Annotated in this window: 25 protein-coding genes; 18 read left to right on the top strand and 7 right to left on the bottom strand. The window is 32.9% G+C overall.

The window, feature by feature from the left end; translation table 11 throughout:
- Nucleotides 1–6 precede the first annotated feature (6 nt).
- Nucleotides 7–462 carry a PadR family transcriptional regulator gene (locus ACWJJT_RS07405; RefSeq protein WP_462956555.1) on the top strand — a complete coding sequence of 152 codons (456 nt, stop codon included), beginning with the start codon at nucleotides 7–9 and terminating at the stop codon, nucleotides 460–462.
- Between the two features lie 80 nt (nucleotides 463–542).
- Here the strand turns inward: ACWJJT_RS07405 and ACWJJT_RS07400 are convergent, their stop codons facing one another.
- Nucleotides 543–1568: a PTS transporter subunit IIC gene (locus tag ACWJJT_RS07400; protein WP_462956554.1), complete on the bottom strand. Its 1026-nt coding sequence runs from the start codon at nucleotides 1566–1568 to the stop codon at nucleotides 543–545.
- 347 nt (nucleotides 1569–1915) lie between these two features.
- Between ACWJJT_RS07400 and ACWJJT_RS07395 the strand changes: the two genes are divergently transcribed.
- Complete coding sequence (locus ACWJJT_RS07395) at nucleotides 1916–2182, top strand: RNA polymerase sigma factor (protein WP_462956553.1); 267 nt, start codon at nucleotides 1916–1918, stop codon at nucleotides 2180–2182.
- On the opposite strand, the gene ACWJJT_RS07390 is transcribed toward ACWJJT_RS07395, so the two are convergent.
- The 4 genes from ACWJJT_RS07390 to ACWJJT_RS07375 form a co-directional block, all read right to left on the bottom strand.
- Nucleotides 2183–2851, bottom strand: a complete 669-nt coding sequence (locus tag ACWJJT_RS07390; RefSeq protein ID WP_462956552.1) for a DUF4397 domain-containing protein — start codon at nucleotides 2849–2851, stop codon at nucleotides 2183–2185.
- 276 nt (nucleotides 2852–3127) lie between these two features.
- Nucleotides 3128–3961, bottom strand: coding sequence for a carbohydrate ABC transporter permease (locus ACWJJT_RS07385; protein ID WP_462956551.1), 834 nt, complete (start codon nucleotides 3959–3961; stop codon nucleotides 3128–3130).
- Nucleotides 3958–4821, bottom strand: a complete 864-nt coding sequence (locus tag ACWJJT_RS07380) for a carbohydrate ABC transporter permease (protein WP_462956550.1) — start codon at nucleotides 4819–4821, stop codon at nucleotides 3958–3960. The genes ACWJJT_RS07385 and ACWJJT_RS07380 overlap by 4 nt, the downstream gene beginning before the upstream one ends.
- A gap of 94 nt (nucleotides 4822–4915) precedes the next feature.
- Entirely contained in the window at nucleotides 4916–6238 is a 1323-nt protein-coding gene (locus ACWJJT_RS07375; protein WP_462956549.1) for an ABC transporter substrate-binding protein, read from the bottom strand.
- A gap of 591 nt (nucleotides 6239–6829) precedes the next feature.
- On the opposite strand from ACWJJT_RS07375, the gene ACWJJT_RS07370 reads away from it, so the two are divergent.
- Nucleotides 6830–8527 carry an oleate hydratase gene (locus tag ACWJJT_RS07370; protein WP_462956548.1) on the top strand — a complete coding sequence of 566 codons (1698 nt, stop codon included), beginning with the start codon at nucleotides 6830–6832 and terminating at the stop codon, nucleotides 8525–8527.
- 138 nt (nucleotides 8528–8665) lie between these two features.
- Here the strand turns inward: ACWJJT_RS07370 and ACWJJT_RS07365 are convergent, their stop codons facing one another.
- Nucleotides 8666–9229: a TetR/AcrR family transcriptional regulator gene (locus ACWJJT_RS07365; RefSeq protein WP_462956547.1), complete on the bottom strand. Its 564-nt coding sequence runs from the start codon at nucleotides 9227–9229 to the stop codon at nucleotides 8666–8668.
- A 203-nt stretch (nucleotides 9230–9432) separates the two neighbouring features.
- Between ACWJJT_RS07365 and ACWJJT_RS07360 the strand changes: the two genes are divergently transcribed.
- The 4 genes from ACWJJT_RS07360 to ACWJJT_RS07345 all read left to right on the top strand — a co-directional run bounded on the left by ACWJJT_RS07360 (nucleotide 9433) and on the right by ACWJJT_RS07345 (nucleotide 12932).
- The gene (locus tag ACWJJT_RS07360; protein WP_462956546.1) at nucleotides 9433–9852 is read left to right on the top strand and encodes a HutP family protein; all 420 of its coding nucleotides are present in this window, start codon (nucleotides 9433–9435) and stop codon (nucleotides 9850–9852) included.
- 398 nt (nucleotides 9853–10250) lie between these two features.
- Nucleotides 10251–11261, top strand: coding sequence for an ABC transporter substrate-binding protein (locus tag ACWJJT_RS07355; RefSeq protein WP_462956545.1), 1011 nt, complete (start codon nucleotides 10251–10253; stop codon nucleotides 11259–11261).
- A complete protein-coding gene (locus ACWJJT_RS07350; RefSeq protein ID WP_462956544.1) occupies nucleotides 11261–12154 on the top strand; it encodes an ABC transporter permease in 894 nt (297 codons plus the stop codon). The genes ACWJJT_RS07355 and ACWJJT_RS07350 overlap by 1 nt, the downstream gene beginning before the upstream one ends.
- Nucleotides 12138–12932 carry an ABC transporter ATP-binding protein gene (locus ACWJJT_RS07345; protein ID WP_462956543.1) on the top strand — a complete coding sequence of 265 codons (795 nt, stop codon included), beginning with the start codon at nucleotides 12138–12140 and terminating at the stop codon, nucleotides 12930–12932. Before ACWJJT_RS07350 ends, ACWJJT_RS07345 begins: the two co-directional genes overlap by 17 nt.
- 80 nt (nucleotides 12933–13012) lie before the next feature.
- Here ACWJJT_RS07345 and ACWJJT_RS07340 read toward each other — a convergent pair whose 3' ends face one another.
- Nucleotides 13013–13297 carry a DUF4491 family protein gene (locus tag ACWJJT_RS07340; RefSeq protein ID WP_165411566.1) on the bottom strand — a complete coding sequence of 95 codons (285 nt, stop codon included), beginning with the start codon at nucleotides 13295–13297 and terminating at the stop codon, nucleotides 13013–13015.
- Nucleotides 13298–13720: 423 nt separating this feature from the next.
- Between ACWJJT_RS07340 and ACWJJT_RS07335 the strand changes: the two genes are divergently transcribed.
- The 11 genes from ACWJJT_RS07335 to ACWJJT_RS07285 all read left to right on the top strand — a co-directional run bounded on the left by ACWJJT_RS07335 (nucleotide 13721) and on the right by ACWJJT_RS07285 (nucleotide 24504).
- Nucleotides 13721–14890: a 1-propanol dehydrogenase PduQ gene (locus tag ACWJJT_RS07335; protein ID WP_462956542.1), complete on the top strand. Its 1170-nt coding sequence runs from the start codon at nucleotides 13721–13723 to the stop codon at nucleotides 14888–14890.
- 219 nt (nucleotides 14891–15109) lie between these two features.
- Nucleotides 15110–15454: an ethanolamine utilization microcompartment protein EutS gene (gene eutS, locus ACWJJT_RS07330; RefSeq protein ID WP_165411568.1), complete on the top strand. Its 345-nt coding sequence runs from the start codon at nucleotides 15110–15112 to the stop codon at nucleotides 15452–15454.
- A gap of 9 nt (nucleotides 15455–15463) precedes the next feature.
- Nucleotides 15464–15895 carry a EutP/PduV family microcompartment system protein gene (locus ACWJJT_RS07325; protein WP_462956541.1) on the top strand — a complete coding sequence of 144 codons (432 nt, stop codon included), beginning with the start codon at nucleotides 15464–15466 and terminating at the stop codon, nucleotides 15893–15895.
- Between the two features lie 38 nt (nucleotides 15896–15933).
- On the top strand, nucleotides 15934–16509 hold the full coding sequence (locus ACWJJT_RS07320) for an ANTAR domain-containing response regulator (protein WP_462956540.1): 576 nt from the start codon (nucleotides 15934–15936) through the stop codon (nucleotides 16507–16509).
- Entirely contained in the window at nucleotides 16499–17908 is a 1410-nt protein-coding gene (locus ACWJJT_RS07315) for a sensor histidine kinase (RefSeq protein WP_462956539.1), read from the top strand. The genes ACWJJT_RS07320 and ACWJJT_RS07315 overlap by 11 nt, the downstream gene beginning before the upstream one ends.
- 142 nt (nucleotides 17909–18050) lie before the next feature.
- The gene (gene eutA / locus ACWJJT_RS07310; protein WP_462956538.1) at nucleotides 18051–19484 is read left to right on the top strand and encodes an ethanolamine ammonia-lyase reactivating factor EutA; all 1434 of its coding nucleotides are present in this window, start codon (nucleotides 18051–18053) and stop codon (nucleotides 19482–19484) included.
- Nucleotides 19485–19506: 22 nt separating this feature from the next.
- Nucleotides 19507–20871 carry an ethanolamine ammonia-lyase subunit EutB gene (locus ACWJJT_RS07305; RefSeq protein ID WP_216303434.1) on the top strand — a complete coding sequence of 455 codons (1365 nt, stop codon included), beginning with the start codon at nucleotides 19507–19509 and terminating at the stop codon, nucleotides 20869–20871.
- Nucleotides 20872–20888: 17 nt separating this feature from the next.
- Nucleotides 20889–21767, top strand: coding sequence for an ethanolamine ammonia-lyase subunit EutC (gene eutC, locus ACWJJT_RS07300; protein ID WP_462956537.1), 879 nt, complete (start codon nucleotides 20889–20891; stop codon nucleotides 21765–21767).
- A gap of 30 nt (nucleotides 21768–21797) precedes the next feature.
- On the top strand, nucleotides 21798–22451 hold the full coding sequence (gene eutL, locus ACWJJT_RS07295) for an ethanolamine utilization microcompartment protein EutL (RefSeq protein ID WP_165411575.1): 654 nt from the start codon (nucleotides 21798–21800) through the stop codon (nucleotides 22449–22451).
- 14 nt (nucleotides 22452–22465) lie between these two features.
- Nucleotides 22466–23044 (top strand): BMC domain-containing protein, encoded by a 579-nt coding sequence (locus ACWJJT_RS07290; protein ID WP_462956536.1) that lies wholly within the window; start codon nucleotides 22466–22468, stop codon nucleotides 23042–23044.
- 14 nt (nucleotides 23045–23058) lie between these two features.
- A complete protein-coding gene (locus tag ACWJJT_RS07285) occupies nucleotides 23059–24504 on the top strand; it encodes an acetaldehyde dehydrogenase (acetylating) (protein ID WP_462956755.1) in 1446 nt (481 codons plus the stop codon).
- Nucleotides 24505–24526: the final 22 nt, after the last annotated feature.

Raw genomic sequence — 24526 nt, 5'->3', positions numbered from 1 at the left:
ATAAAAATGGATGATATAGTGAATAAAGAAAGTGAGATAGACATTAGGGTGCAGGAAAAGAGGTTGTATGTTGAATACAAGAAAAAACTTTTACAGCTTCGAAAAGTTCAAAAGGAAAAAGAAGCTGTAGGTCAAGTATTCACAAAAGGGCTACTACCTTTGTACGTGCTATACATTCTAAGTTTAGGCGAAACTAATGGAAACGATATATCTCATAAAATTGGTGATAGGACAAATGGTCTTTGGATTCCTAGTACAGGCGGAATATATCCTCTTTTAAAAAAAATAGAAAAAGAAAAATTGGTTATTGGGGAATGGAGTAATTCTAAGAAAGCACAGAAAATTTATAAAATCACGGTGGAAGGTAGAAGGCAGCTAGAAAATAAAAAATACCTACTACAAGATAAAATAGAAGAGGCTTTAGAAGTATTTAAAATTATTTATAGTGATTTATACAATTAAATATTATAACAAAAGAAGCTGCAGGTGAACTCACCCAAAGGGTGTATTATCACCTGCAGCTTCTTTTAAAATTCACTAACTCAAAGCTTAAGCTTTAAGTCTCCTTGACTAATCCACCCTTTCTTCCTCATAATTTCTGAGAAGAGTAGGGTTAAAACAGCAGGGGCTATAAAGTGTAGAAGTAATATTTCTAAAACTATCACCGAAGTAGGTTGGCTCCCCTGCATAGCGGAAAGGGTTCCAAACTGACCCACAAGACCGCTAGTACCCATACCAGCACCTAGAGAGTTGTTTTTCATGGAGAAAACCGTAGTAGCAAGAGGGCCGAGTATTGCACCGGCAAGTGTTGGAGGTATCCAAACCTGGGGACGTCTTATTATGTTAGGTACTTGTAGCATAGAGGTACCTAGTCCTTGAGATACTAAACCACTTATCTTATTTTCTCTATAACTAGAAACAGCAAAACCTATCATTTGAGCACTGCAACCAACAGTGGCAGCACCGGCTGCAAGGCCAGACATTTTTAGTGAAATTGCTATGGCAGCACTACTAATTGGAGCAGTAAGCGCTAAACCCATTAAAGTAGATACAGCAATACCCATTGGAATAGGCATAAGAGTTGTAGCAGAATTTATGACTGCACCAATATTCGTCATAAGAACTGAGATATAAGGGCCAACAAACTTACCGGCTATACTTCCAGTAACAATAGTAACAATGGGAACTATAACAATATCAATCTTAGTTTTTCCAGACACAAAGTTGCCAAGTTCCGCACCTATTACTGCAGCAATGAAAGATCCTACTGGGCCACCACCCATATACATATATCCAAAAGCACCAGTAGCAGCGCAGGAGAACATAGTAAGTGGGGTAACTTTTAAGCCCCAAGCTATAGCTACACCAATAGCTGCACCAACTACAGGGGATTTAGCTGAAATGATTTCTGCAAACTCTTTAAGGAAAGCTAGTGCAGGTATTTTTGATAATTGACTTAGTATTAGTCCAATAATTAATGAAGCAAATAGACCTAATGCCATTGCACTCAGGGCATCTAAAAAATATCGTTTAAGGCCTTTTTTTACAACGATTTTGAATTTTTCCATGAGTTTTCCTCCTAATAAAATATATACTTTGTTAAGTTATGAATATAAATAATGTTTATAATATTATGCACATAAACTGTTATTTAACTCAGGCGCACATGTATATACTGGTGTATATACATGTGTGCCTGACAACATTATAACATCTTATTATAAACACATCAATAAGATATACAAAAAAATGACAAGCCTAATATATAGTGAATTATTAGTGAGGTTATTAGCCTATAAAGTAAAGCCTATATCTTATTTTACATAGTAATTTAAGATATAGGCTAATTTTATTTTTTTATTTAAAACTTTTAAATAAAACTTTACGTTATTATATGTAGAAGGGTGGTGATGGAATGTCGACTGATGAAGAATTAATTAAGGAAATACAAAGCGGAAATCAATATGCAATGGAAATTTTGGTTAAAAATAATTATAAATTATTGTTTTCATTTATATATAGACATATTGGAGACTATCATACAAAGCAAGGCATAGGAAAACTTAAACAAGTTTCAGGAAATCGAAAATTTGAATCCATTCCAGCGTACCATAAAGTTCTAGGAATTTTTGCAAATCCTAGAACTTTAATTTTAATGTTTTTTATCAAAAACACGCAATAACTAATCTTCGCGTAAATCTAAATAAGAAGTACCATCAAGAGGAATTAGAGCTTGAAGGCCTGGAATATCGTTAGCTAATCCTACAGCATAAACAGTGTAAAAACGATTAGGTTTTAGTTTTATATTAGGAACGTATAAAGCAATAGTTTTGGTGCCAGTAGGTCTAACTTCTAAAGTATAAGTTCCAACAGGAACTTCTATATAATCAGTAAATTGTTTGTAATTAATATTTTTAAATAGAATTTTACCATCTGGTAATGCAACATCTACAGCACCAAGATTAGGTGATAAATGAGCAAATTTAATATAAGCATTGTTACTAGGATTTATAACTATAGGTTCTGGAACAGGTAGTAACTCAATGTTAGGTAATAGACCAATAACTGCAACTGTGTAAATTTTCTCAGGAGGAATAAAAATGTTTTTATTAAGTACAGGTGTAGTTTTAGTACCTGTAGCATACAATTTTACATTGTAATTTCCAGCCATAACTTCTATATAATCTGTAAAAGCACCATAAGTAAGGTTTTTAAATTTTAACATATCATTAATATATACATCAACAGCTGGGGATTTAGGTGAAGCATGAAGAATCCTAAAATAAGAATTCTTAGGGGTAACTCTATATAGCGGATAAGGATCATTATAATTGTTTGGACTATAGAACATAAAAGGCTCCCTTCAAATATTTCTACTGTATTAATATATGAAGAACAATCCTAAAATGTTACTGAAATTAGTTGTAACTCGACTATCACATGGTAAAACTCGTATTATTGAATGAATCTGTTGAATAAATAGCCAACTAATAAATCCCGGAGAATTAACATCTTCCGGGATTTATTAGTTGGTATTTATGTAGAAATTTTTAAATAAGCTTAGAAATTGTATGGATTCCTAAGTTTTGTTCATACTAAAGATATCTACAATTTAAAGAAAAACTGATTATTTTATGCTTCCAGCTGCAATAGATTTTATAATTTGTTTTTGTGCTAAAAAATAAAATATTATAACTGGAATAATTGCGAGAGTTAGTCCCGCAAGAGCTAAATTCCACTGTTTGGTATATTCACCAAAGAAAAAGAAAGTTCTTAATGGCAATGTTTGTGTTCCTGGTCTATTAATAACTAAGGATGGCAATAAAAAATCATTCCAAATCCAAACGGTATTTAAGATAGAAACTGTAACAGTTATTGGTTTTAACAAAGGAAATATTATATACCAAAAGGTTTGAAATTTGTTGCAACCATCTAACATGGAAGCTTCATCTAACTCCTTTGGGATTCCTTTTACAAAACCATGATACAGGAATATGGATAAGGCTGATCCAAAGCCAAGATACATAAATATGAGTCCACCCATATTCAATAATTTAAATTTACCCATAATTCTAACTAGGGGCAACATGATTGCTTGAAAAGGTATTAACATGGATGAAATAAATAACAAAAGAATAGCGTTGCTCAGTTTTGTTTTTGTCCGCTCTAACATCCAGCCCGCCATTGAAGCGAATATTGCAATAAAAATAACACCAGCTATTGTTATTGTTAAAGAGTTAGTAATTGCATTTAGATAGTGCAACCTATCAAATGCTTCTTTATAATTATTTAAAGTGAATATTTCAGGAAAGGACAATACACTTGCAAATAATTCTTTTTTTGTTTTAAGGGAATTGATAATAATGATATAAAAAGGTGATAAAAATAATGCGCCTAAGGCAATACCAATAACTCCTAGAGCTAGTTTACCTACATTTAATTTTCCGGTTTTTTTTATCATGCTTCCACCTCATTTTTCTTAGAAAGATATACTTGTGTTAAAGTAACCGCACCAACTATTAGTAAAAATATAACAGCTTTTGCTTGCGCTACGCCCATTTGATTAAATTTGAATGCGGTGTTGTAAATATTCATAGAGAGCATCTGTGTTGAATTTGCAGGACCACCTGCAGTTAAGGATAAATTTTGGTCATAAAGTTTAAAGGAATTAGATAAAGTTAAAAATAAACTTACTGTAAAGGCAGGTCCTACTAGAGGGAATGTAATATTCTTTATTCTCTGCCATGCATTTGCACCATCAATCTCAGCTGCTTCCGTAAGCTCTGGTGGTATGTTTTGAAGAGCAGCTACATAAATAACCATTAAATATCCTGACATTTGCCATGACATTAAAATTACTAACCCATAAAATCCAGTAGTCCCATCCGATAACCATCCAAGTAACCATTGCTGATGAAAAATAGTTCCAAGTCCAGAAAAAACTTGTGTGAAAATAAACTGCCAAATAAATCCAAGTATAAGTCCTCCTATCAAGTTAGGCATAAAAAATATAGTTCTAAGTAGATTATTGCCTTTCATACCAGTTGTTACAAGTAAAGCGAGGCCAAATCCAATACAATTTATTACAACAACTGAAACTATAGTAAATTTAGCTGTAAATAAGAATGAAGCAAGGAAAGTCTCATCCTTAAATGCAGAGACGTAGTTTGCAAATCCGATCCAACTTATATCGGATGCAATTCCATTCCAGTCTGTAAAAGAATAGTAAACTCCAAAAAGCAATGGTATGATCAAAACTATAGTGAACACAGCTAAAATTGGACCTACAAACATCCAAAATGACGCATTATTTTTTTTCATTACAGTATCTCCTTTCGTACATTAGCTTGATATTAATAAAATCCTGGAACAGATTTGAACTTTCCCAGGATTTTGAAATCTTAAATCATATTTATTATTTTTTTCTTGCTGCTGACCAGGTCATTTTCATATTATCTACTAATTTATCCCATGTGATGGTGCCAGCAATATATTTTTGAACGTCTGTTCCGAATTTTTCCATACCCCATGCAGTAGGATATCCCATAAATACCCATGGAATTGTTTTTCCTTCGTTTACGTATCTAAGTACTTCTTTACCTAGTGCATCTGTTGGTTGTAATTTCTCACCGTCATAACCTTTGAAAGCTGGTATAAACTTAAAGTCTTTAATGATCATTTCTTTACCTCTGTCTGAAGTATATAACCAGTTTAAGAAGTCTGCAGCAGCTTTCTTAGCTCCATCATCTTTTGAACTGTTAATAGCCCAATACATAGGTACTCCAACTTGGATACAACCTTCTTTAACGCCATCTAAAGGCATTGGTAATATACCAATATTTTTGGACAATTCTGGATCGATACCATCTATTGATCCAAAAGCCCAGTTTCCTTGTTGAATTATTGCTACTTTACTCATAGAGAACATTTTTTCAACTTGAGTAGAATAGTCCACGCTGTTAATTGATTTATTAGTACCATCTGGCTTATAAGCATATTTAACTTGAAGATCTAATAGTTTCTTTAATGGCTCATTTTGTTTGAATGTTATTTCTTTTGCATTAAATGCATCTACAACTGTTGGAAATTCATTTGCAAAAGCAACGTTAGATAAATGTAATCCTGTTACCCAAGTTTCCTTGCCAGGTAAAGCAAATACTGCATCTATCTTTAATTCTTTCTTCTTTGAATCCAATGTTTTCGATGCGGCTTTTAAATCTGCATATGTTTTGATATTTGAAGCATCAATTCCTGCTTTTGTGAATATTGTTTTATTGTAAATAAGTCCAGATCCTTCTTGGTTAAACGGCATACCATAAAGTTTACCATCCATCTTTACAGCATCTAAAGTTCCTGGGTAAGCTTGTGATACCCATGGTTCGCTTGATAAATCTTGAAGTTTAGCTTTCCAGTCAAGGACATCTTGAGTTCCGCCAATATTGTATATTGTTGGTTCTTGTCCTGATGCAAATTTAGATTTTAATGCCGCACCGTAGTCTTCTCCACCACCAACTGTTTGTACATTAATTTTAACATTTTTATTTAATGCCATGTATTCTTTTGTAGCTTTTTCAAGAGCATCCTTAGCTTCAACTTTAAATTGGAATATGTCCACTACGACATCCTTGCCTACCGCCTTTGAAGCAGCAGGATCGGTACTTTTACCACAACCAGACAACATACCTGTCATTATAGCAACTGTACATGCAACTGCTATAAGCTTTTTTGTGTTCTTCATTATTAAGCCCCCCCTATTTTCTAATTAAATCTTATCTATGCAATCGTTTGCTTAAACATTATAATAAACCATTTAGAGAATATTGTCAATATAGTAATTTTATTTTTTTCTTTCAGTATTTTAGTAAATACTGAAAGAGAAAATAATAACATTTCTACTGATATTATTCTAATAAATTTTTTTTGATATGTGACAACAATTCTATGGATATCTGTACATTGCTGAACTTTTATTATAACTACCATTGGTGAAATTTCAGGTACCTATAACTATAGTATTTAAGAGAGCGTTCCAATATTTCAAGTATGGTCAATCAGGAGTGATTTTAGTAATTATAAGCCTAATTTTGTTAGCATTTAGTATCGTATTTATTAGAACTCAAAAATAAGAAGAGTAGAGGTGATTTATATGAAAAACAGTGAATTTTACATTTAATTGAGAATTACGTTTAATTCTCAATTTATTGCACAAAGTTATGATTTTATTCCAAAATTGCACATTTGTTAAAGATTGATGATTTGTTTTTTTTGTAGTTGTAGTAAATTACTTAGTAGACGTATGAATAATTAACATTTAGGGGGATGAATATTTATGGGGAATTTTCAAAATATTAATACTTTAAAGCCAGAAGGCATTGAAAACAAAAAAGCATATTTAGTCGGAGGGGGTATAGCCTCTCTTGCGGCTGCTGCATACTTAATTCGAGATGGTCATATGGATGGTAAAAATATCACTATTTTAGAACAAGCACATATTATCGGTGGTAGTATGGATGGCGCTGGAAACGCAAAGGACGGTTACGTTGTTCGCGGCGGACGCGAAATGGAAGAACATTATGAGTGTTGTTGGGATTTATTTAGCGCGGTTCCTTCTCTAAGCGCCCCTAATCGAACTGTTTTGGATGAATTTCGAGAGCTAAATATGGCTGACCCTAACGAATCGACTTGTAGGTTACTTCATAACTGTGGTGAAAAGGCCGATTTTTCCTCTCTTGGATTAAACGATCTTCATATTAAGCAACTTACTATGCTTCTTCTTGCAACCGAAGAAAATTTGGGAGCCACAACTGTTGAGCAGTATTTTCACCCATCTTTTTTAGAAACTAATATGTGGTGCTTCTGGCGCTCTATGTTTGCATTTGAGAATTGGCACAGCGTTGTGGAAATGAAACGATATATGCAACGTTTTATGCACTTGCTTCCTGGAATGAGCCATATGAAAAACATTATGTTTCCAAAGTACAACCAGTATGAGTCTATGATTCTTCCTTTGGAAAAATGGTTGCAATCTAAAAATGTAGTCATTAACCTAAATGCACAGGTCACAGATTTGGATATTGATATAGAAACTGATAAAAAAACTGTTACGGCCATTCGACTGTTGCATAATGGCAAGGAAGAAATAATTCATACAACCGAGAATGATTTGGTGTTTGTTACCAATGGATCTATGACAGAAAATTCTACGATTGGAAGTATGCACGAGCCTGCAACAATTAATCGTGGAACAGGAGGTTGCTGGGATCTATGGAAAAACATCGCTAAGAAAGATCCTTCATTTGGAAAACCACAAGTTTTTTGTAGTGACATAGACAAAAGCAAATGGGAATCTTTTACTATAACTAGCGCGGATCCTAAAATAGCAGATCTTCTTAAGGAATTAACCGGTAATGACCCATATTCCGGGAAAACTGTTACAGGAGGTATTATAACTATCAAAGATTCAAGCTGGCTTTTGAGCGTAACTTGTAACAGACAGCCTCACTTTATTGACCAACCTAAAAATGTACTAGTACTATGGGCTTATGGTCTTTTCCCTGACAATGTTGGAGATTTTGTAAAAAAGAGAATGTGCGATTGTACTGGTGAAGAACTTGTAACGGAGCTTTTATACCATATGGGTAAGAAAGATGAAATACCAGAAATCCTTAAAAACGTTAATGTTATCCCTTGTATGATGCCTTATACAACCAGTCAGTTTATGCCACGTGTCAAGGGTGATCGTCCTGACGTTATTCCGAAAGGCAGCAACAATCTTGCCTTTTTAGGACAATTTGCAGAAGTTGCAGATGATTGCGTATTCACAGTTGAGTATTCCATTCGTTCAGCTATGATGGCGGTTTATACGCTACTTAATCTTGAGAAAGAAGTACCGGATGTATATCCTACTAAATACGATGTTCGCGTGATTGCTGCGGCAACAAAGGCATTATATAGTGGACGTCCTCTCCCCGCCGAGATGATTGTGAAAAAGCTTTTGAAAAACACAACACTTGAAGGGTTAATTTAAATATAAAAAAAGAGAACCAGGAGAAATTTAATTCCTCCTGGTTCTCTTTTTTATAAAAATTTTTATAATAACTACCACATACAATTTCTGACGTTTAAATAAAAATACTATCAGTACAGTATGGTTTAGTAAAAGTGTTTACTGTTTTTGTATTTTACATTTTAATAATGCTCTATGGATATCGCCACTTATTACATTATTGAGATCGGCGATAAGTTGTTCTGGATTTTTAACCATTTTTGTTCTTATCCAATCAAGCAATAACCCTACAAATGCAAATTTATAAAAATTAACAATAAACTCTTTTTTTTCTTCCCAAATCTTCATGTCCACGGCGATCTCATCAACAACATTAAAGACAAGGGTGTACACTGCATTGTATAAATGGGTTTCCAAATACTCACGCCCAACGGAATTATAGGTATTTAAAACCATTTTATGATTTTGTTCTAAATAGAGAAATATTTGCAAAAATCCCTGTTGCCATGTTTGATACGTTTTATTTTCTGCCATGACACTAGCGACATCAGTTTCGAAAACCCACTCTAAAAGAGCATAGATATCTTGAAAGTGATAGTAGAATGTACGGCGATTTACTCCACAGTCGTTAACAATATCATTAATTGTAATTTTTTTTAATGGAGTAGTATTCATTAGTTTTTTCAATGATGATGCTAAAGCTTTTTTTGTGGTTTGTGACATACATTACAGCTCCTTTCCCAGCGCATTATATTTATTATATTTATAATGAAGGAGTTAGTCAATGAGGTAATAAGGAGCTGGATTTAGTTATTCCTACGGAATCATGTTCGTAGCCTAAAAAATATAAAATGATAAAACTTTTGGATGCAAGTATAATATATGTTATACTAAAATCGAAAAATATTAATTTAGAGGTGATACTTATGGATCATAAAAGTACAGATATTGCTAAAATTTCTGTGAAAATGTCCCTATGTCCAAGAGCTAGCGAAGAAAAATTTATCGCAGCTTACAAAGAAAAAGGAATATTAGTTGCCGCAATAGATATTGGAGGTAATTTTTCTGCATTTACCACAAAGGTAATTGAAAGTGCTATTGTAGCCTCCAAAAGAGGTGGACTTATAAAGGATTGTCATGTTCATGAGGGTGCTGTAGCTGGTGCTACTAAAGATGCTTTAGCCCAAGTTGCACCTAAAGCTAACGGATTAAATGTAGGTGGAAAAATGGGAATAGCGAGATCTGGTGAACATATAAGTGTATGTATATTTTTAAGCATAGGTTTGCTCCATTTGAATGAAGTTGTAATAGGACTTTCACATCGTTCTATACCTGATATTTATTAACTGAAATTTTATAATTTGAAAATCTAATATTTTAGAAATATATTGACAATTTGAAAAAATTGCTATAAGATTAATAACAAATTTAACATAGAATGATAATGTAGTTAAGGTATTTTGTAGCATGTAGTATGGTAGCGTAGTAGGTAGTATGGTAGTGTAATAATGGTAGGGATTAAAACGTAAATAAAGCTAACTATAAAATTAATGACATTTCAGAAGGAAAGTCTCCAACTTTTATAAGTGGGAGGTCTATACTATAACAAAGAAAAAATTCTTGTGGGAGTATAAAGCTCCTTCTGAAGTCATTAATATTGCAGCTCCGCAGGAGATGACTCCGCAGGAGATGATTTAATAGTAGCTTTTATTTTTATAATTAAATATTTTAGGAGGATGGTAGTATGGTAGGAAAAAAGAGATTATTATGTGTAATTGGCACGTTGTTTTTGGGTGCCTCAGTTTTAGCAGGTTGTTCGACTGCTAAAACAAAGAGTAAAGGTAATTTTGGTAAGGTGACAAGTATTGGAATAATTCAACTTGTAGAACATCCCGCACTAGACAAAGCTCACAAAGGATTTATAGATGCTCTTAGTTCTAAGGGGTTTATAGATGGTGAAAAAATAAAAATAGACTTTCAAAATGCTCAAGGCGATATTCCAACAGCTCAAACTATTGCAAGCAATTTCACTTCAACTAAAAAGGATTTAATATATGCTATAGCAACGCCTTGCGCACAGGCAGCATATAACAGTACTAAAAGTATCCCTATACTTATAACTGCTGTAACTGATCCTGCAAAATCAGGTCTTGTAAAATCTCTAAACAAACCCGATACAAATGTTACAGGCACTAGTGATGAATTGCCTATGGATAAACAATTTCAGTTAATAAAAATACTAAAACCTAACTCTAAAAAGGTAGGTATATTATATAATACAAGTGAAGCAAATTCAGAAATTCAAGTAGAAATGGCAAAAAAGCAAGGTTCAAAGATGAATTTAGAAATAATAGCTGTGGGGATTTCAAGTTCTAACGATATATCTCAAGCATTAGCTTCATTGCTTCCTAGAATTGACGTTTTATATACAACAACTGATAACTTAGTAGCATCTTCAATGCCTCTCATCAGCTTGAAATCCATTGAAAAAGGAATACCTATAATAGGTGCTGAAAAAGCTCATGTAGATGCTGGGGCATTAGCTACAGAAGGTATAGACTACTATAAACTTGGTTTTGAGACAGGTCTTATGGCAGTAGATATCATAAATGGTAAAAAGCCAAATGATATGCCTATACAAACTTTAAAGGAATCAACACTTACCATAAATGAAGATACGGCAAGCAAACTTAAAATTACTATACCAAGTGATTTAGTGGCAAAAGCAGTGATAGTTAAGGGCGGTGCTAAGTAATGGATGGCCTTATTATAAACATACTAGAACAAGGATTTATTTTTGCAATAATGGCTATAGGAGTTTATATAACTTACAGAATATTAGATTTTCCCGATTTATCTGTAGATGGAACTTTTGCATTAGGCGCTGCAGTTACAGCAGCCGCATTAATAAAAGGTGTAAATCCTTTTATATCACTAATTTTAGCTTTTATTTCAGGCATAATGGCCGGAGGAATTACTGGGATACTTCATGTGAAGCTTAAAATAACAAATTTACTTTCAGGTATTTTAGTTATGATAGGACTTTATTCTATAAATCTTAGGATAATGGGTAAAGCTAATGTGCCATTATTTTCACAAAACACTATTTTTTCTAATGATATTTCTCCAGTAATCATAATTGCTTTATTTGCTATTTTAGCTAAGATAGTTTTAGATTTGTTTTTGAATACAAAACTAGGGTTTATATTAAGAGCTACAGGAGATAATTCTCAAATGGTAACTTCCTTAGGAATTGATATAGGGACTATCAAAATACTTGGTCTTATGCTTTCAAATGGTCTTGTAGCAGTTTCTGGTTCTATGATGGCTCAATATCAAAGATTTTCTGATGTAGGCATGGGAACTGGAATTATAGTTATGGGTCTAGCGTCTGTTATATTAGGAGAAGCTATTTTCAAAAAAACTTCATGGATGCTTCCAACAACTACTGCAATTTTAGGTTCAATATTATATAAAGGCAGTATATCTATTGCTTTAAACTTAGGGTTACCTCCAACAGATTTAAAACTTATAACTTGCATAATTGTTATATTTGCTTTGTCCTTAAATGGGCAAAAGGTTAATTTAAGTTTTAAAATGTTAAAGAAATTTATGTCAGGAGGTGTTCCAATTGCTTCAGATAAATAATCTTCAAAAGATTTTTAACAAGGATACAATAAATGAAAAAATTATATTTAATAATTTGAACCTTCATTTAAACAAGGGAGATTTTATTACAGTAATAGGTAGCAATGGTGCCGGCAAATCATCTCTATTAAATTTAATATCTGGTTCAATATTACCTGACAAGGGTTCTATTTGTTTAAATGGAAGAAATATCTCATCGCTTCCAGAACATAAAAGAACAAAATTTATAGGAAGGGTATTCCAAGATCCAACTTTAGGTACTTCTCCTTCTATGTCCATATTAGAAAATTTATCAATGGCTTATAATAAAGGGAGTAAATTTGGATTAACTCCTGGCATTAACAATAAAAATTTAGAATTATTTAAGGAATCATTATCCAGACTTTCTTTGGGCCTTGAAAACAACTTAAATAAAAAGGTTGGTTTATTATCTGGTGGTCAAAGACAAGCTTTGTCACTACTTATATCAACTATATCTAATCCTGATTTATTGCTTTTAGATGAGCATACCGCAGCCTTAGATCCAAAGACTTCTGAAAATATAATAAAATTAACTAAAAATACAGTTGGTGAAAAAAATATAACTACACTTATGATAACTCACAATTTAAATTATGCCATAGATATAGGAAATAGGCTGATAATGCTTCATGGTGGAGAAATAGTTCTAGATATCATCGGAGAAGAAAAGAAAAGGTTGACTATACCCAAACTTTTAGAACGATTTAACAACAAGAATTCTAATGACTTTATAAGTGATGAAGTGGCTTTTTCATAAAATTTTAGCAAGGAACTAACTAAAATGTACCCTGTAGAGTAGACAATTTTAAAAAAGTCTATCCTGTAGGGTAGTTTTAGTTATTTCCTATTTGTTTTTTTTGGAAACCATCCTTTTTTAACTCTTTCTTCTTGCTCTATAATTTCATGAATACTCCAAATGCATGAGAAACCAGCTACCCCTACTATAGCTGATAGTGTAGTATTTTTAATATACAATGAGATAAGCACAAAAACAATTCCTAAAATTAAAAATACAGGCCATATTTTTTTACCAAAATAGTATTCTCCTTTAATTACTATAGGATGAAAAACTCCAATAATAAGAAAGGCAGCAATGCCAATAAAAATTCCATGAAAATTCATTATAAGACCTCCTAAGCATTCTGAATAGTGTTAACATTATCGTTGTTGTATATATAGTATCATATAAAAACATCTTCATCACCTAATCCATTTTTCCAACAAAAAATGTAATATTATTAATCCTTGACATATTATAATTTAAAATATAGAATTTAAGTGATAACATAATTTTATATTTTAATTATGCACAATGAAGTGTATTAAATGAGCATTGAGGCTCCGTGGGAATTGATTCCTATGGGGCTTTTTTATTTAACGACAGTTTAGAAGGAAAGACTCCCACTTCTATAAGCGGGAACTACGTACCCTAACAAATAGAAAACTTCAGTGGGTGTATAATCTACTTCTGAAGTCGTCAATGGAGCTCCCGCGAAGCTGTTTCAGCTCCGCAGGAGATGATTTAATTCTGAAAGGAGAATATTAATGGAGAGTTTTAGCATTAAAACGCAGATATATTTTGGAGATGGTTCATTAGAAAGATTAAGTCAACTTGATTGTAAAAGGGCATTTATAGTTACAGACCCTTTTATGGTAAAGTCAGGTGCTATAAACAAGATTACTGATGAAGTTTCGAAGGGTGACATTCAGTATATGGTATTTTCAGATATTGTACCAGATCCACCAATAGAAGTTGTAGTAAAAGGTATAGAGGTTATGATGAAATTTAATCCGGAAGTAGTAATAGCGCTAGGTGGAGGTTCTGCTATAGATGCAGCAAAAGCAATATGTTCTTTTAGTTCTAAGATACATGAGCGTATGGATTGTGGCGTGAAGAATAATAATAAAATTAAATTTATAGCTATACCTACAACAAGTGGCACAGGTTCTGAGGTTACAAGTTTTTCTGTAATTACAGATAAAAGTAAGAATATAAAATATCCTTTAGTATCAGATGAACTACTACCTGACGAAGCTATATTAGATGCAGAACTTGTTACAACTGTGCCAAATTTTATAACAGGAGATACAGGAATGGATGTACTAACCCATGCTATAGAAGCTTATGTATCTACTAATGCAACAGATTATACAGATGCATTAGCAGAAAAATCTATAAAATTGGTTTTTGAAAATTTAATGAGAGCTTATAAGAATGGGAATGATTTAGACGCAAGAAAAAAAATGCACAATGCTTCTTGCATAGCAGGGATAGCTTTTAATAATGCATCACTAGGGTTAAATCATGGAATGGCACATATTGTTGGTGGAAGATTTCATGTATCTCATGGAAAAACTAATGCTATATTACTGCCATATGTAATAGAATACAATGCAGATTTAAAAGGTTTTAATTCAAATGATTATACAAAGGCCGCTAAAAGATATTCAGAAATATCCAAAATATTAGGATTGCCATCATCAAATGTTAGACAAGGGGTAAAAAGTCTAATAGCAGCTATAAATAAGCTTTTAAAGGAATTAAATATGCCTACATCACTAAAAGAAACAGGGATAAAGGCAGAGGATTTTAAAAAAGAAGTTTCAGAAATGGCCATGATAGCTATAGAGGATAGATGCACTGAAACGAATCCACGAGTACCTAATATAGAGGAAATAATAGCTTTATTTGAAAGGGTTTTTGATGAAAAATAATAGGGCACATTGATATAAATAACACGGAAAAATTAACAATATTAAAAACGTTTTCCATATTAATTTTTCATATTGACAAATTAGAATAAAGAGTATAATATTTAAGCATAGGTACACAATGGCGTGTACATTTTAAAGAAGGCAATGAGGCTTGTTAAAAATATAATTATATTTTTAGTGAGTCTATTTTTTATAAAAATTCAAAGAAGTGGTGATACTATGGAAGAGAAACAAAGAGTAATACAAGAATATGTTCCTGGAAAGCAAGTTACATTAGCCCACTTAATTGCAAACCCCAACAAAGATCTATATAAAAAACTAGGACTTACAGCAGATCATAAGGATGCTTTAGGGATACTTACTATAACACCTAGCGAGGCCTCTATTATAGCAGCAGACGTGGCAACAAAGTCGGCAGATGTATCTATTGGGTTTGTGGATAGATTTAGTGGGTCAGTGGTTATAGTTGGTGATGTAGGCAGTGTAGAGTCAGCACTTACTGAAGTTATTAAGGTTCTTAGTAATGTACTCGATTTTTCTGAATGCAAGATAACCAGATCTTAGAGGTGATATATGAAAACCTTAATGTTAATTGGAAAAACAAATTGTGGCAAAACTACTTTGACTCAAGCAATAAACGAAGACGATTTGCATTATAAGAAAACTCAGACAGTTGAAATTATCGACGGAATTATAGATACTCCTGGTGAGTACATTGAAAACAGATCTTATTATAGAGCTCTTATAGTTACTTCAGCAGATAGTGATGTAATCGCTATGATTCAGGATTGTACGCAGGAAGATAGTATTTTTCCGCCAAGCTTTGCTAGTATATTTGCAAAGCCTATTATTGGGATTATTACAAAAACTGATTTGTGCTGTGATGAAAACAAGTTAAAAGCAGCAGAAGAAGTTCTAGTAAGCGCAGGAGTAGAAAGAATTTTTAGAATAAGTGCTTTTGATAAATCTGGTTTAGAAAATTTAAGGGATTATATTATGAATTAAACTTTTTAAAAATCTATTTTTATTTTATGAGGTGAAGTATGAATAAAAAAATAGTAATAGCCGATGATGAGCCTATTACAAGAATGGATTTAAAAGAAATATTAGAAGCGGCAGGATACGATGTTGTAGGAGAAGCTTCAGATGGATTTGATGCAGTAGCATTGTGTAGAAAACATTCACCAGATTTAGTGCTTATGGATATAAAGATGCCTCTTCTTGATGGATTAAACGCAGCTAAAATAATTCAAAATGAAAATTTGGCCAGTGGGATAGTTTTGCTAACTGCTTATAGTGGCAAAGAGTTTGTAGAAAAAGCTATCAAGGTAGGGGCTATAGGATACATAGTTAAGCCTATAGATGAAAAATCACTTATTCCAACTTTGGAGGTAGCTATATCCAAGAGCGCAGAAATAAAAAAAATGAAAATAGAAATTGAAAAAGGTTGTAGTAAGCTAGAAGAAAGAAAAATTATTGAAAAAGCTAAAGGCTTATTGATTCAAAGAGATAAAATTACTGAGCAAGATGCTTATGACCAGATTAGAACACTTAGTATGAATAAAAGATGTTCAATGGGAGATATAGCTGAGGCTATAATAATGAGTTATGAACAGTAAAAAAATATATGAACTATGTAGAATGTACACTAATTTAGATGAAGATGACATTTTAAAAATACAGCAAATGTCATCTTGTATTAAATATTTTGCCGACATTTTAAATGCAGATGTTTTTATAGATTGTCCAACTAGAGAAGCTGATGAAGCTATAGTAATAGCTGAGGCAAAACCTATTAATAGACCTTCGATGTATCAAAATACTGTAGTAGGAGAACTAGCATTAAGAGATAATGAGCCTGCAGTGCTCAGAACATTAGATCTTGGAATAACAACCAAAGACTTGAAGGCTGTAACTCAAGAACATATAAATGTACGACAAACGGTGTCACCTATAGAGAATAACGGCAAAATTATAGGGGTTCTAATAGTAGAGAAGGACATAACAGAAAAAATAAATAAAAAAAAACATATGGAAATGCTAGCACAAGGCTACGAGGAGTTAGCTAATACTTTAGTATCTTCTACAGAAAATGAAAATAATATAGCTGATCACTTAGATGAAGCTATTATTATCTTTGATGAAGAAGGAGTAGTTAGGTTTAAAAATCCTATTGCTGATTTACTATACAAAAAGCTTGGCTACAAGGACAGCCTACTAGGCATGGATTATGATAATTTAGCCTTAGATGATATTAATTTTGCGGAGGTAATGAATTTTCCTAATTCTAATGAATGTGAAGTGCATTTAGGAAAACTGTTTTTAAAAGTTAAGAGAATAATATTAACTGATAAAAAATTAAAACTTGTTACTATGATTAGGGATATAACAATGATGAAGGAAAAAGAGAAGGAATTAATTTTAAAATCTGTAGCTATTAAAGAAATTCACCATAGAGTGAAAAATAATCTACAGACTATAGCAAGTTTATTAAGACTTCAAGCAAGAAGAAGTGATAACCAGCAGACTAAAGATGCATTAAATGAAAGCATGAATAGAATTTTAAGTATAGCAGCTACCCATGAGATATTATCGCAAGAAGGTCTAGATGAAGTAAGTATACAAGAAGTTATTTCTAATATTAAAGATAACGCTATAAGATATTTTAATGCAACTAATAAAAATATTAAAGTGAATTTAATTGGAGGTAATTTTAAAGTAAGTTCTGATAAAGCGACTTCAATAGCTCTTGTAGTAAATGAATTACTTCAGAATTCTATGCAATATGCTTTTGTAGATAAACCTTCAGGTAATATAGATATTGTAATCGAAAAAAGTGAAATATATTCTACCATTGTAGTAGTTGACAATGGTACAGGATTTGATATTAATAAGGTTAGAAAAAATAGTTTAGGACTTAGTATAGTAAAGACTATAGTTAAGGATAAGCTAAATGGAGATATTAATATAGCAACAGATTCAGAAGGAACTAGAGTGGTATTTGATTTCAAAAATTAATATGGATAATGGAAACACAAGGGCGTGTTTTTAAGATAAGCGATGAGGCTTAAAGTTATTTTTTAAAATGACTTTAAGCCTTTTTTGGTTCTTTAAACTGTGTTTCTGAAAATTCATAAGGCATTTGAAAAGAGGAATTAATATGAGAGAAGAAATTATAAGTGTTGGTATAGACATTGGTACTTCAACAACACAACTTGTATTTAGCAAGATAATTATAGAAAATTTGGCCTCAAATTTCTCTATACCTAGAATATCCATTGTGGATAAGGAAATTATATATAGAAGTGAAATATACTTCACACCACTTAAATCACAAAAGGAGATAGATGGTGAAAAAGTTCGCGAAATAGTAAAAAGAGAGTACCTTGCAGCAGGAATAGCGCCCTCAGAGGTTATAACTGGAGCGGTTATAATAACCGGTGAAACTGCTAGAAAGCAAAATGCTAACGATGTTTTGCAAAAATTAAGTGGACTTGCAGGAGAGTTTGTTGTAGCTACTGCAGGACCTGATTTAGAATCAATAATCTCAGCAAAAGGTGCAGGAGCAGATAAAATTTCTGAGGATGAAGAGTCTACTGTAGTTAACTTGGATATTGGTGGAGGAACTACTAATATAGCAGTCTTCAAAGAAGGAAAACTTTTAGATACAGGATGTTTAGATATAGGTGGAAGACTTATTAAAATTGATAAGTCTTCGGGCAAGGTTCTATATATAGCGGAGAAGATAAAGGAATTAGCTAAGTTAAATCATGTTTCTATAGAAGAGGGGCAGAAGCCAACCTTTGAGGCTTTGAATATTATAGTCGATGAAATGGTTAAACTTTTAGAGGAAAGTGTGAATATAAGAGAAAAGAGCAGCTTCTATGAAAGAATACTTACCAATAAGGGGATTATAAGTGATATAGAAATAGATTATATTACATTCTCTGGAGGGGTCGCTGATTATGTTTGCAATCTGGAACCTGATGAAATGTTTAAGTATGGAGATATAGGTATATTACTTGGTCAAGCTATTAGTAAGTCAAAGTTATGTACTAAAATTGTGGTTAAAAAATCTATAGAGACCATAAGGGCTACGGTGGTAGGAGCTGGTTCTCACACCACAGAAATTAGCGGCAGTACAATAACATATACAGAGGATAAGTTTCCTATTAAAAACCTTCCAATACTAAAACTTTCAGAGGATGAAGAAAATTCAGGTTATGAAAACATGGTTAAGGTTATAAAGGAAAAACTTAAATGGTTTACTTTAGAGAATGAGCTTCAACCCGTGGCTATAGCCATAAAAGGAAAGTTGAATCCTAGCTTTGTAGAGGTGCAAAAACTAGCGGAGGCTTTGATTTTGGGAATGGATGAGATTTTGAAAGGTGATTTTCCAACTGTTTTAGTAGTTGAAAATGATATAGCTAAAGTCCTGGGACAAACTTTATATAGACAGCTTAATTTCAAAAAAGAGGTTGTATGTATTGACACTATAAACGTCGAAAATGGCGATTACATAGACATAGGTAAACCTCTAGCAAATGGTAGGGTTGTACCAGTAATAATTAAAACACTAATATTTAATTCATAAAAAATAAGAGGGGTGAATTATCTTGAAATTAAAAACAAAGTTATTTGGAAAAGTATATGATTTTAAATCAATAATGGAAGTTATGGCAAAGGCAAATGAAGAAAAATCAGGAGATAAGCTTGCAGGAATTGCAGCAGAATCTTCAGAAGAAAGAGTGGCGGCTAAGGTAGTTTTAAGTCATTTAACTTTAGAGGATTTGAGGAATTGTCCAGCAGTACCTTATGAAATAGATGAGGTAACAAGAATAATTCAAGATGATGTCAATGAAAAGATATACGCTGGAATTAAAGACTTAACAGTATCTGAATTTAGAGAGTGGATATTAAATGAAAACACTACCGGAGAAGATATTAAAAGGATAAGTCGCGGACTTACTAGTGAGATGGTAGCTGCTGTAGCTAAGTTAATGTCTAATTTAGATCTAATTTATGGAGCAAAAAAGATAAGAATTACTGCACATTGTAATACAACAATAGGACTAGACGGAACCTTATCTGCAAGACTTCAACCTAACCATACCACAGATAATCCACAGGGAATTTTAGCTTCTCTTATGGAAGGATTAACTTATGGTGTTGGAGATGCGGTTATAGGCTTAAACCCAGTTGATGATTCCGTTGAAAGTGTAATGCGAGTTCTTAAAACCTTTGAAGACTTTAAGAATAAATGGGAAATACCAACTCAAAACTGTGTATTAGCTCATGTAACAACACAAATGGAAGCTATAAGACGTGGAGCTCCTGCGGATTTAATTTTCCAAAGTATAGCAGGTTCTCAAAAAGGAAATGAAGCTTTTGGAATAACTGCAGATATGATAGAAGAAGCAAGGCAGTTAGCACTTAAAGAAGGCACAGGATCTGGCCCTAATGTAATGTATTTTGAGACAGGACAGGGTTCAGAATTATCTTCAGATAGTCATAATGGTGTAGACCAAGTAACTATGGAAGCAAGATGTTATGGATTTGCTAAGAGATATAACCCATTCCTAGTAAATACTGTTGTTGGATTTATAGGACCCGAATATTTATATGATAGTAAAGAAGTTATAAGAGCAGGTCTTGAGGATCACTTCATGGGTAAATTAACTGGAGTACCAATGGGTGTTGATGCTTGTTATACAAACCATATGAAGGCAGATCAAAATGATATAGAAAATTTATCCGTACTTCTTACAGCGGCAGGATGTAACTTCTTTATGGGATTACCTCATGGTGATGATATAATGCTTAACTACCAGTCTACTGGATACCATGAAACAGCAACACTAAGAGATTTATTACACTTAAAACCAATAAAAGAGTTTGAAGTTTGGATGGAAAAAATGGGATTCACAAAAGATGGGAAATTGACTGAAAAAACAGGAGATGCATCTGTATTTCTTAAATAATGAGAGGAGGAAAAATAATGGTATCAGAAAATGATTTAAAAAAATTGGTTGAACAGGTACTACTTGAAATGACAAGTAAAGATAAGAAAGTTACAGCTAAAGCTTTAAATTCTATTAAAACAGAGGTTGAAGATGGATTTATTGAGGATATTACAACTGTTGATATTAAAAAACAACTTTTAGTTCCAAATCCAGCAGATCCTAAGGGATATTTAAAAATGAAGGAGTCTACGCAAGCGAGATTAGGAATTTGGAGAGCAGGTCCTAGATATAAAACTGAAACAGCTTTAAGAGTTAGAGCAGATCATGCAGCAGCTCAAGATTCAGTTTTCTCAGATGTTTCAGAGGAATTCTTAAAGGAAATGAATTTATTTTCTGTTAAAACAGAATGCATCAATAAAGATGAATTTATAACAAGACCAGACCTTGGGAAAAAGATAACTGAAGAGGGTATAAAAGCTATAAAAACTAACTGCAAAATGAGACCACAGGTACAAATATATGTATCAGATGGATTAAGCTCAGCAGCTATAGAAGCTAATATTCGTGATGTACTTCCAGCTATGGTGCAGGGCCTTGAGGGTTACAGAATTTCTGTAGGAACTCCATTCTTCGTTAAAAATGGAAGAGTTGGCGTTATGGATGTAGTATCTGAAACCTTAGAAGCAGATGTTACTTGTGTACTTATAGGGGAAAGACCAGGCCTTGTTACAGCAGAAAGTATGAGTGCTTATATAGCATACAAAGCTACTGTAAATATGCCAGAAGCTAGAAGAACAGTTGTATCTAATATACATAAAGGTGGTACTCCTCCAGTAGAAGCAGGTGCTCATATATCTGACATAATAAAATTAATGCTAGAAAAGAAAGCAAGTGGAGTAGATTTAAAATTATAGTAAAGAAATTATAATTAGGAGGCAAAACACATGAAAAATGAAGCTATTCGTGCAACGGTATTAGGTGTAAAAATAATATCAAATGTTAGTCAAGATTTGGTAGAAGCCTTTAATTTAGCTCCACATCATAAGAGTTTAGGAATTATAACAGCAGATATAGATGATGTTACTTATACAGCTTTAGATGAAGCTACGAAATCAGCAGAGGTAGAAATAGTATATGCAAAATCAATGTATGCAGGTTCTGCAAATGCAAGTACAAAACTAGCAGGTGAAGTTATAGGAATAATGGCTGGACCAAGTCCAGCAGAGGTTAGAAGTGGACTTAATTCTGCTCTAGATTTCATAGAAAATGGAGCAAGTTTTACAAGTGCTAATGATGATAATACAGTTCCATATTATGCTCACTGTGTATCAAGAACAGGCAGCTTTTTATCGAAAACTGCGAACATTAAAGAGGGAGAGCCTATAGCTTATTTAATAGCTCCTCCACTTGAAGCTGTATATGCATTAGATGCTGCTTTAAAAGCAGCAGATGTTAAATTAGTAACTTTTTACGGACCACCATCAGAAACTAACTTTGGTGGAGCATTGCTTACAGGTAGCCAATCAGCTTGTCAAGCAGCTTGTGATGCTTTTGCAGCAGCAGTCCAATTTGTAGCTGAAAATCCTACAAATTTTTAAAGTGAGGCAATTAAATGTATAAGGGAGCATTAGGGTTAATTGAGGTACATGGGTACCTTGGTGCCATAGAAGCTGCAGATGTGGCACTTAAGACATCTAATGTAAATCTTATAGGTTGTGAAATAGTTGATGGTGGTTTGGTTACAGTAAAGATAAAGGGTGATGTTTCTTCAGTTAAAGCAGCTGTTGAAGCGGCTGAAATTGCTGTGACAAAGTTAAATATTTTAGTAGTAGCTCATGTAATTCCTGGACCAGACTTATCAGTATGGAACACTATTGTGGAAAATACAAGCACTAAGGATTGTCACCATAAGGAATGTAGTGAAGAGGTTTTAGTTGTTGAAAGTAAAAAAATCAAGAATGTAAATCAAGACAAAAAAACACAAGAGATTAAAGCGATAGAATTTGGAGATAACACTCTAAGTAATAGTACAAGCCTAAAAGAGCAGTTAGAGAGTGAAAAAGTAAATGAACTCAGAACATTAGCGAGAAGTCTTGACTTAGATAATATGACTAAGAAACAGATAAAGTTTGCTAAAAAAGATAGGCTTGTAGAAGAGATCGTATTATTCTATCAAAGGAGGAGTAAATAGTGGATAAGGATTTAATGTCAATTCAAGAAGTTAGGGACCTAATAGCTAAAGCAAAGATTGCACAAAAGAAATTAGGCGAAATGAGCCAAAGCGAAATCGACAGAATAGTTAAAGCCATTAGTGATTCAGCTTATAATAATGCTGAAAAATTAGCTAAAATGGCAGAAGAGGAAACTGGTTTTGGAAAATGGCAAGATAAGATTGTGAAAAATACTTTTGCTAGTAAGGGAGTTTATGAATATATAAAGGATTTAAAAACTGTAGGAATAATAAATGAAGATAAAGATAAAAGATTAGTTGAGGTGGCAGTTCCAGTAGGGGTTGTTGCAGGACTTATTCCATCAACTAACCCTACATCTACAGCTATATATAAAGCTATGATATCTATAAAAGCAGGAAATTCCATAGTTTTCTCACCACATCCAATGGGTAAAAAATGTATATTGGAAACTGTAAGAATAATATCTGAAGCAGCTGTGGCTGCAGGAGCACCAGAAGGAACTATTGGATGCATGTCTATACCTACTATGCAAGGTACAGATCAGTTAATGAAACATAGTGATATTTCATTAATACTTGCAACTGGTGGTACACCTATGGTTAAAGCAGCCTATAGCTCAGGTAACCCAGCTATAGGAGTAGGACCAGGAAATGGGCCAGCTTTCATAGAAAAATCTGCAGATATTCCATTAGCAGTAAAGAGAATATTAGACAGTAAGACTTTTGATAATGGAACTATCTGTGCTTCAGAACAATCTATAGTAGTTGAAGCTTGCACGAAGGACAAAGTAATTTCTGAATTAAAAGCGCAGGGAGCTTATTTCTTAAATAGAGAAGAGGCTGATAGATTAGCAGGATTTATACTTAGAAGTAATGGTTCAATGAATCCTCAAATAGTAGGAAAAAGTGTTGAAGCTATAGCTAAAATGGCTAACTTAAATGTTCCTACTGGAGCTAGAGTACTTATATCTGAGGAAACAAATGTAGGACATAAGTATCCATATTCAAGAGAAAAGTTAGCTCCAATTTTAGGTTTCTTCTGTGAAGAAACTTGGGAAAAGGCTTGTGAGAAATGTATTGATATATTAAACAATGAGGGAGCAGGGCATACTCTTATAATACACTCAAATAATGAAGCTGTAATTAGAGAATTTGCACTTAAAAAACCTGTATCAAGATTATTAGTTAATACTCCAGGTTCACTAGGTGGAATAGGAGCTACTACAGGCTTAGTACCAGCTTTAACTTTAGGCTGTGGAGCAGTTGGCGGAAGTGCAACTTCTGATAATGTTGGACCTATGAACTTATTGAATATAAGAAGATTGGTTTATGGAACTCGTGAAATAGAGGATATAGTAGATAGAAGTAACACTGTTAATTCTAATATTAGTAAAGAAGATTTAAATGAAGACTCTATAAATCTAATAGTAGAAAAAATTATGGAAAAATTGAAAAGCTAGTTATATAAAATTAATATAGATA

The sequence above is a fragment of the Clostridium sp. CM041 genome (assembly GCF_055081035.1).
This window is presented reverse-complemented; position numbering and strand designations above follow the sequence as displayed.

What these genes read in the sequence shown, in the direction of transcription:
- ACWJJT_RS07405 (WP_462956555.1), top strand. Translation starts at nt 7, where the DNA reads ATGGATGATATAGTGAATAAAGAAAGTGAGATAGACATTAGGGTGCAG.
- ACWJJT_RS07400 (WP_462956554.1), bottom strand. Translation starts at nt 1,568, where the DNA reads ATGGAAAAATTCAAAATCGTTGTAAAAAAAGGCCTTAAACGATATTTT.
- ACWJJT_RS07395 (WP_462956553.1), top strand. Translation starts at nt 1,916, where the DNA reads ATGTCGACTGATGAAGAATTAATTAAGGAAATACAAAGCGGAAATCAA.
- ACWJJT_RS07390 (WP_462956552.1), bottom strand. Translation starts at nt 2,851, where the DNA reads ATGTTCTATAGTCCAAACAATTATAATGATCCTTATCCGCTATATAGA.
- ACWJJT_RS07385 (WP_462956551.1), bottom strand. Translation starts at nt 3,961, where the DNA reads ATGATAAAAAAAACCGGAAAATTAAATGTAGGTAAACTAGCTCTAGGA.
- ACWJJT_RS07380 (WP_462956550.1), bottom strand. Translation starts at nt 4,821, where the DNA reads ATGAAAAAAAATAATGCGTCATTTTGGATGTTTGTAGGTCCAATTTTA.
- ACWJJT_RS07375 (WP_462956549.1), bottom strand. Translation starts at nt 6,238, where the DNA reads ATGAAGAACACAAAAAAGCTTATAGCAGTTGCATGTACAGTTGCTATA.
- ACWJJT_RS07370 (WP_462956548.1), top strand. Translation starts at nt 6,830, where the DNA reads ATGGGGAATTTTCAAAATATTAATACTTTAAAGCCAGAAGGCATTGAA.
- ACWJJT_RS07365 (WP_462956547.1), bottom strand. Translation starts at nt 9,229, where the DNA reads ATGTCACAAACCACAAAAAAAGCTTTAGCATCATCATTGAAAAAACTA.
- ACWJJT_RS07360 (WP_462956546.1), top strand. Translation starts at nt 9,433, where the DNA reads ATGGATCATAAAAGTACAGATATTGCTAAAATTTCTGTGAAAATGTCC.
- ACWJJT_RS07355 (WP_462956545.1), top strand. Translation starts at nt 10,251, where the DNA reads ATGGTAGGAAAAAAGAGATTATTATGTGTAATTGGCACGTTGTTTTTG.
- ACWJJT_RS07350 (WP_462956544.1), top strand. Translation starts at nt 11,261, where the DNA reads ATGGATGGCCTTATTATAAACATACTAGAACAAGGATTTATTTTTGCA.
- ACWJJT_RS07340 (WP_165411566.1), bottom strand. Translation starts at nt 13,297, where the DNA reads ATGAATTTTCATGGAATTTTTATTGGCATTGCTGCCTTTCTTATTATT.
- ACWJJT_RS07335 (WP_462956542.1), top strand. Translation starts at nt 13,721, where the DNA reads ATGGAGAGTTTTAGCATTAAAACGCAGATATATTTTGGAGATGGTTCA.
- eutS (WP_165411568.1), top strand. Translation starts at nt 15,110, where the DNA reads ATGGAAGAGAAACAAAGAGTAATACAAGAATATGTTCCTGGAAAGCAA.
- ACWJJT_RS07325 (WP_462956541.1), top strand. Translation starts at nt 15,464, where the DNA reads ATGAAAACCTTAATGTTAATTGGAAAAACAAATTGTGGCAAAACTACT.
- ACWJJT_RS07320 (WP_462956540.1), top strand. Translation starts at nt 15,934, where the DNA reads ATGAATAAAAAAATAGTAATAGCCGATGATGAGCCTATTACAAGAATG.
- ACWJJT_RS07315 (WP_462956539.1), top strand. Translation starts at nt 16,499, where the DNA reads ATGAACAGTAAAAAAATATATGAACTATGTAGAATGTACACTAATTTA.
- eutA (WP_462956538.1), top strand. Translation starts at nt 18,051, where the DNA reads ATGAGAGAAGAAATTATAAGTGTTGGTATAGACATTGGTACTTCAACA.
- eutC (WP_462956537.1), top strand. Translation starts at nt 20,889, where the DNA reads ATGGTATCAGAAAATGATTTAAAAAAATTGGTTGAACAGGTACTACTT.
- eutL (WP_165411575.1), top strand. Translation starts at nt 21,798, where the DNA reads ATGAAAAATGAAGCTATTCGTGCAACGGTATTAGGTGTAAAAATAATA.
- ACWJJT_RS07290 (WP_462956536.1), top strand. Translation starts at nt 22,466, where the DNA reads ATGTATAAGGGAGCATTAGGGTTAATTGAGGTACATGGGTACCTTGGT.
- ACWJJT_RS07285 (WP_462956755.1), top strand. Translation starts at nt 23,059, where the DNA reads ATGTCAATTCAAGAAGTTAGGGACCTAATAGCTAAAGCAAAGATTGCA.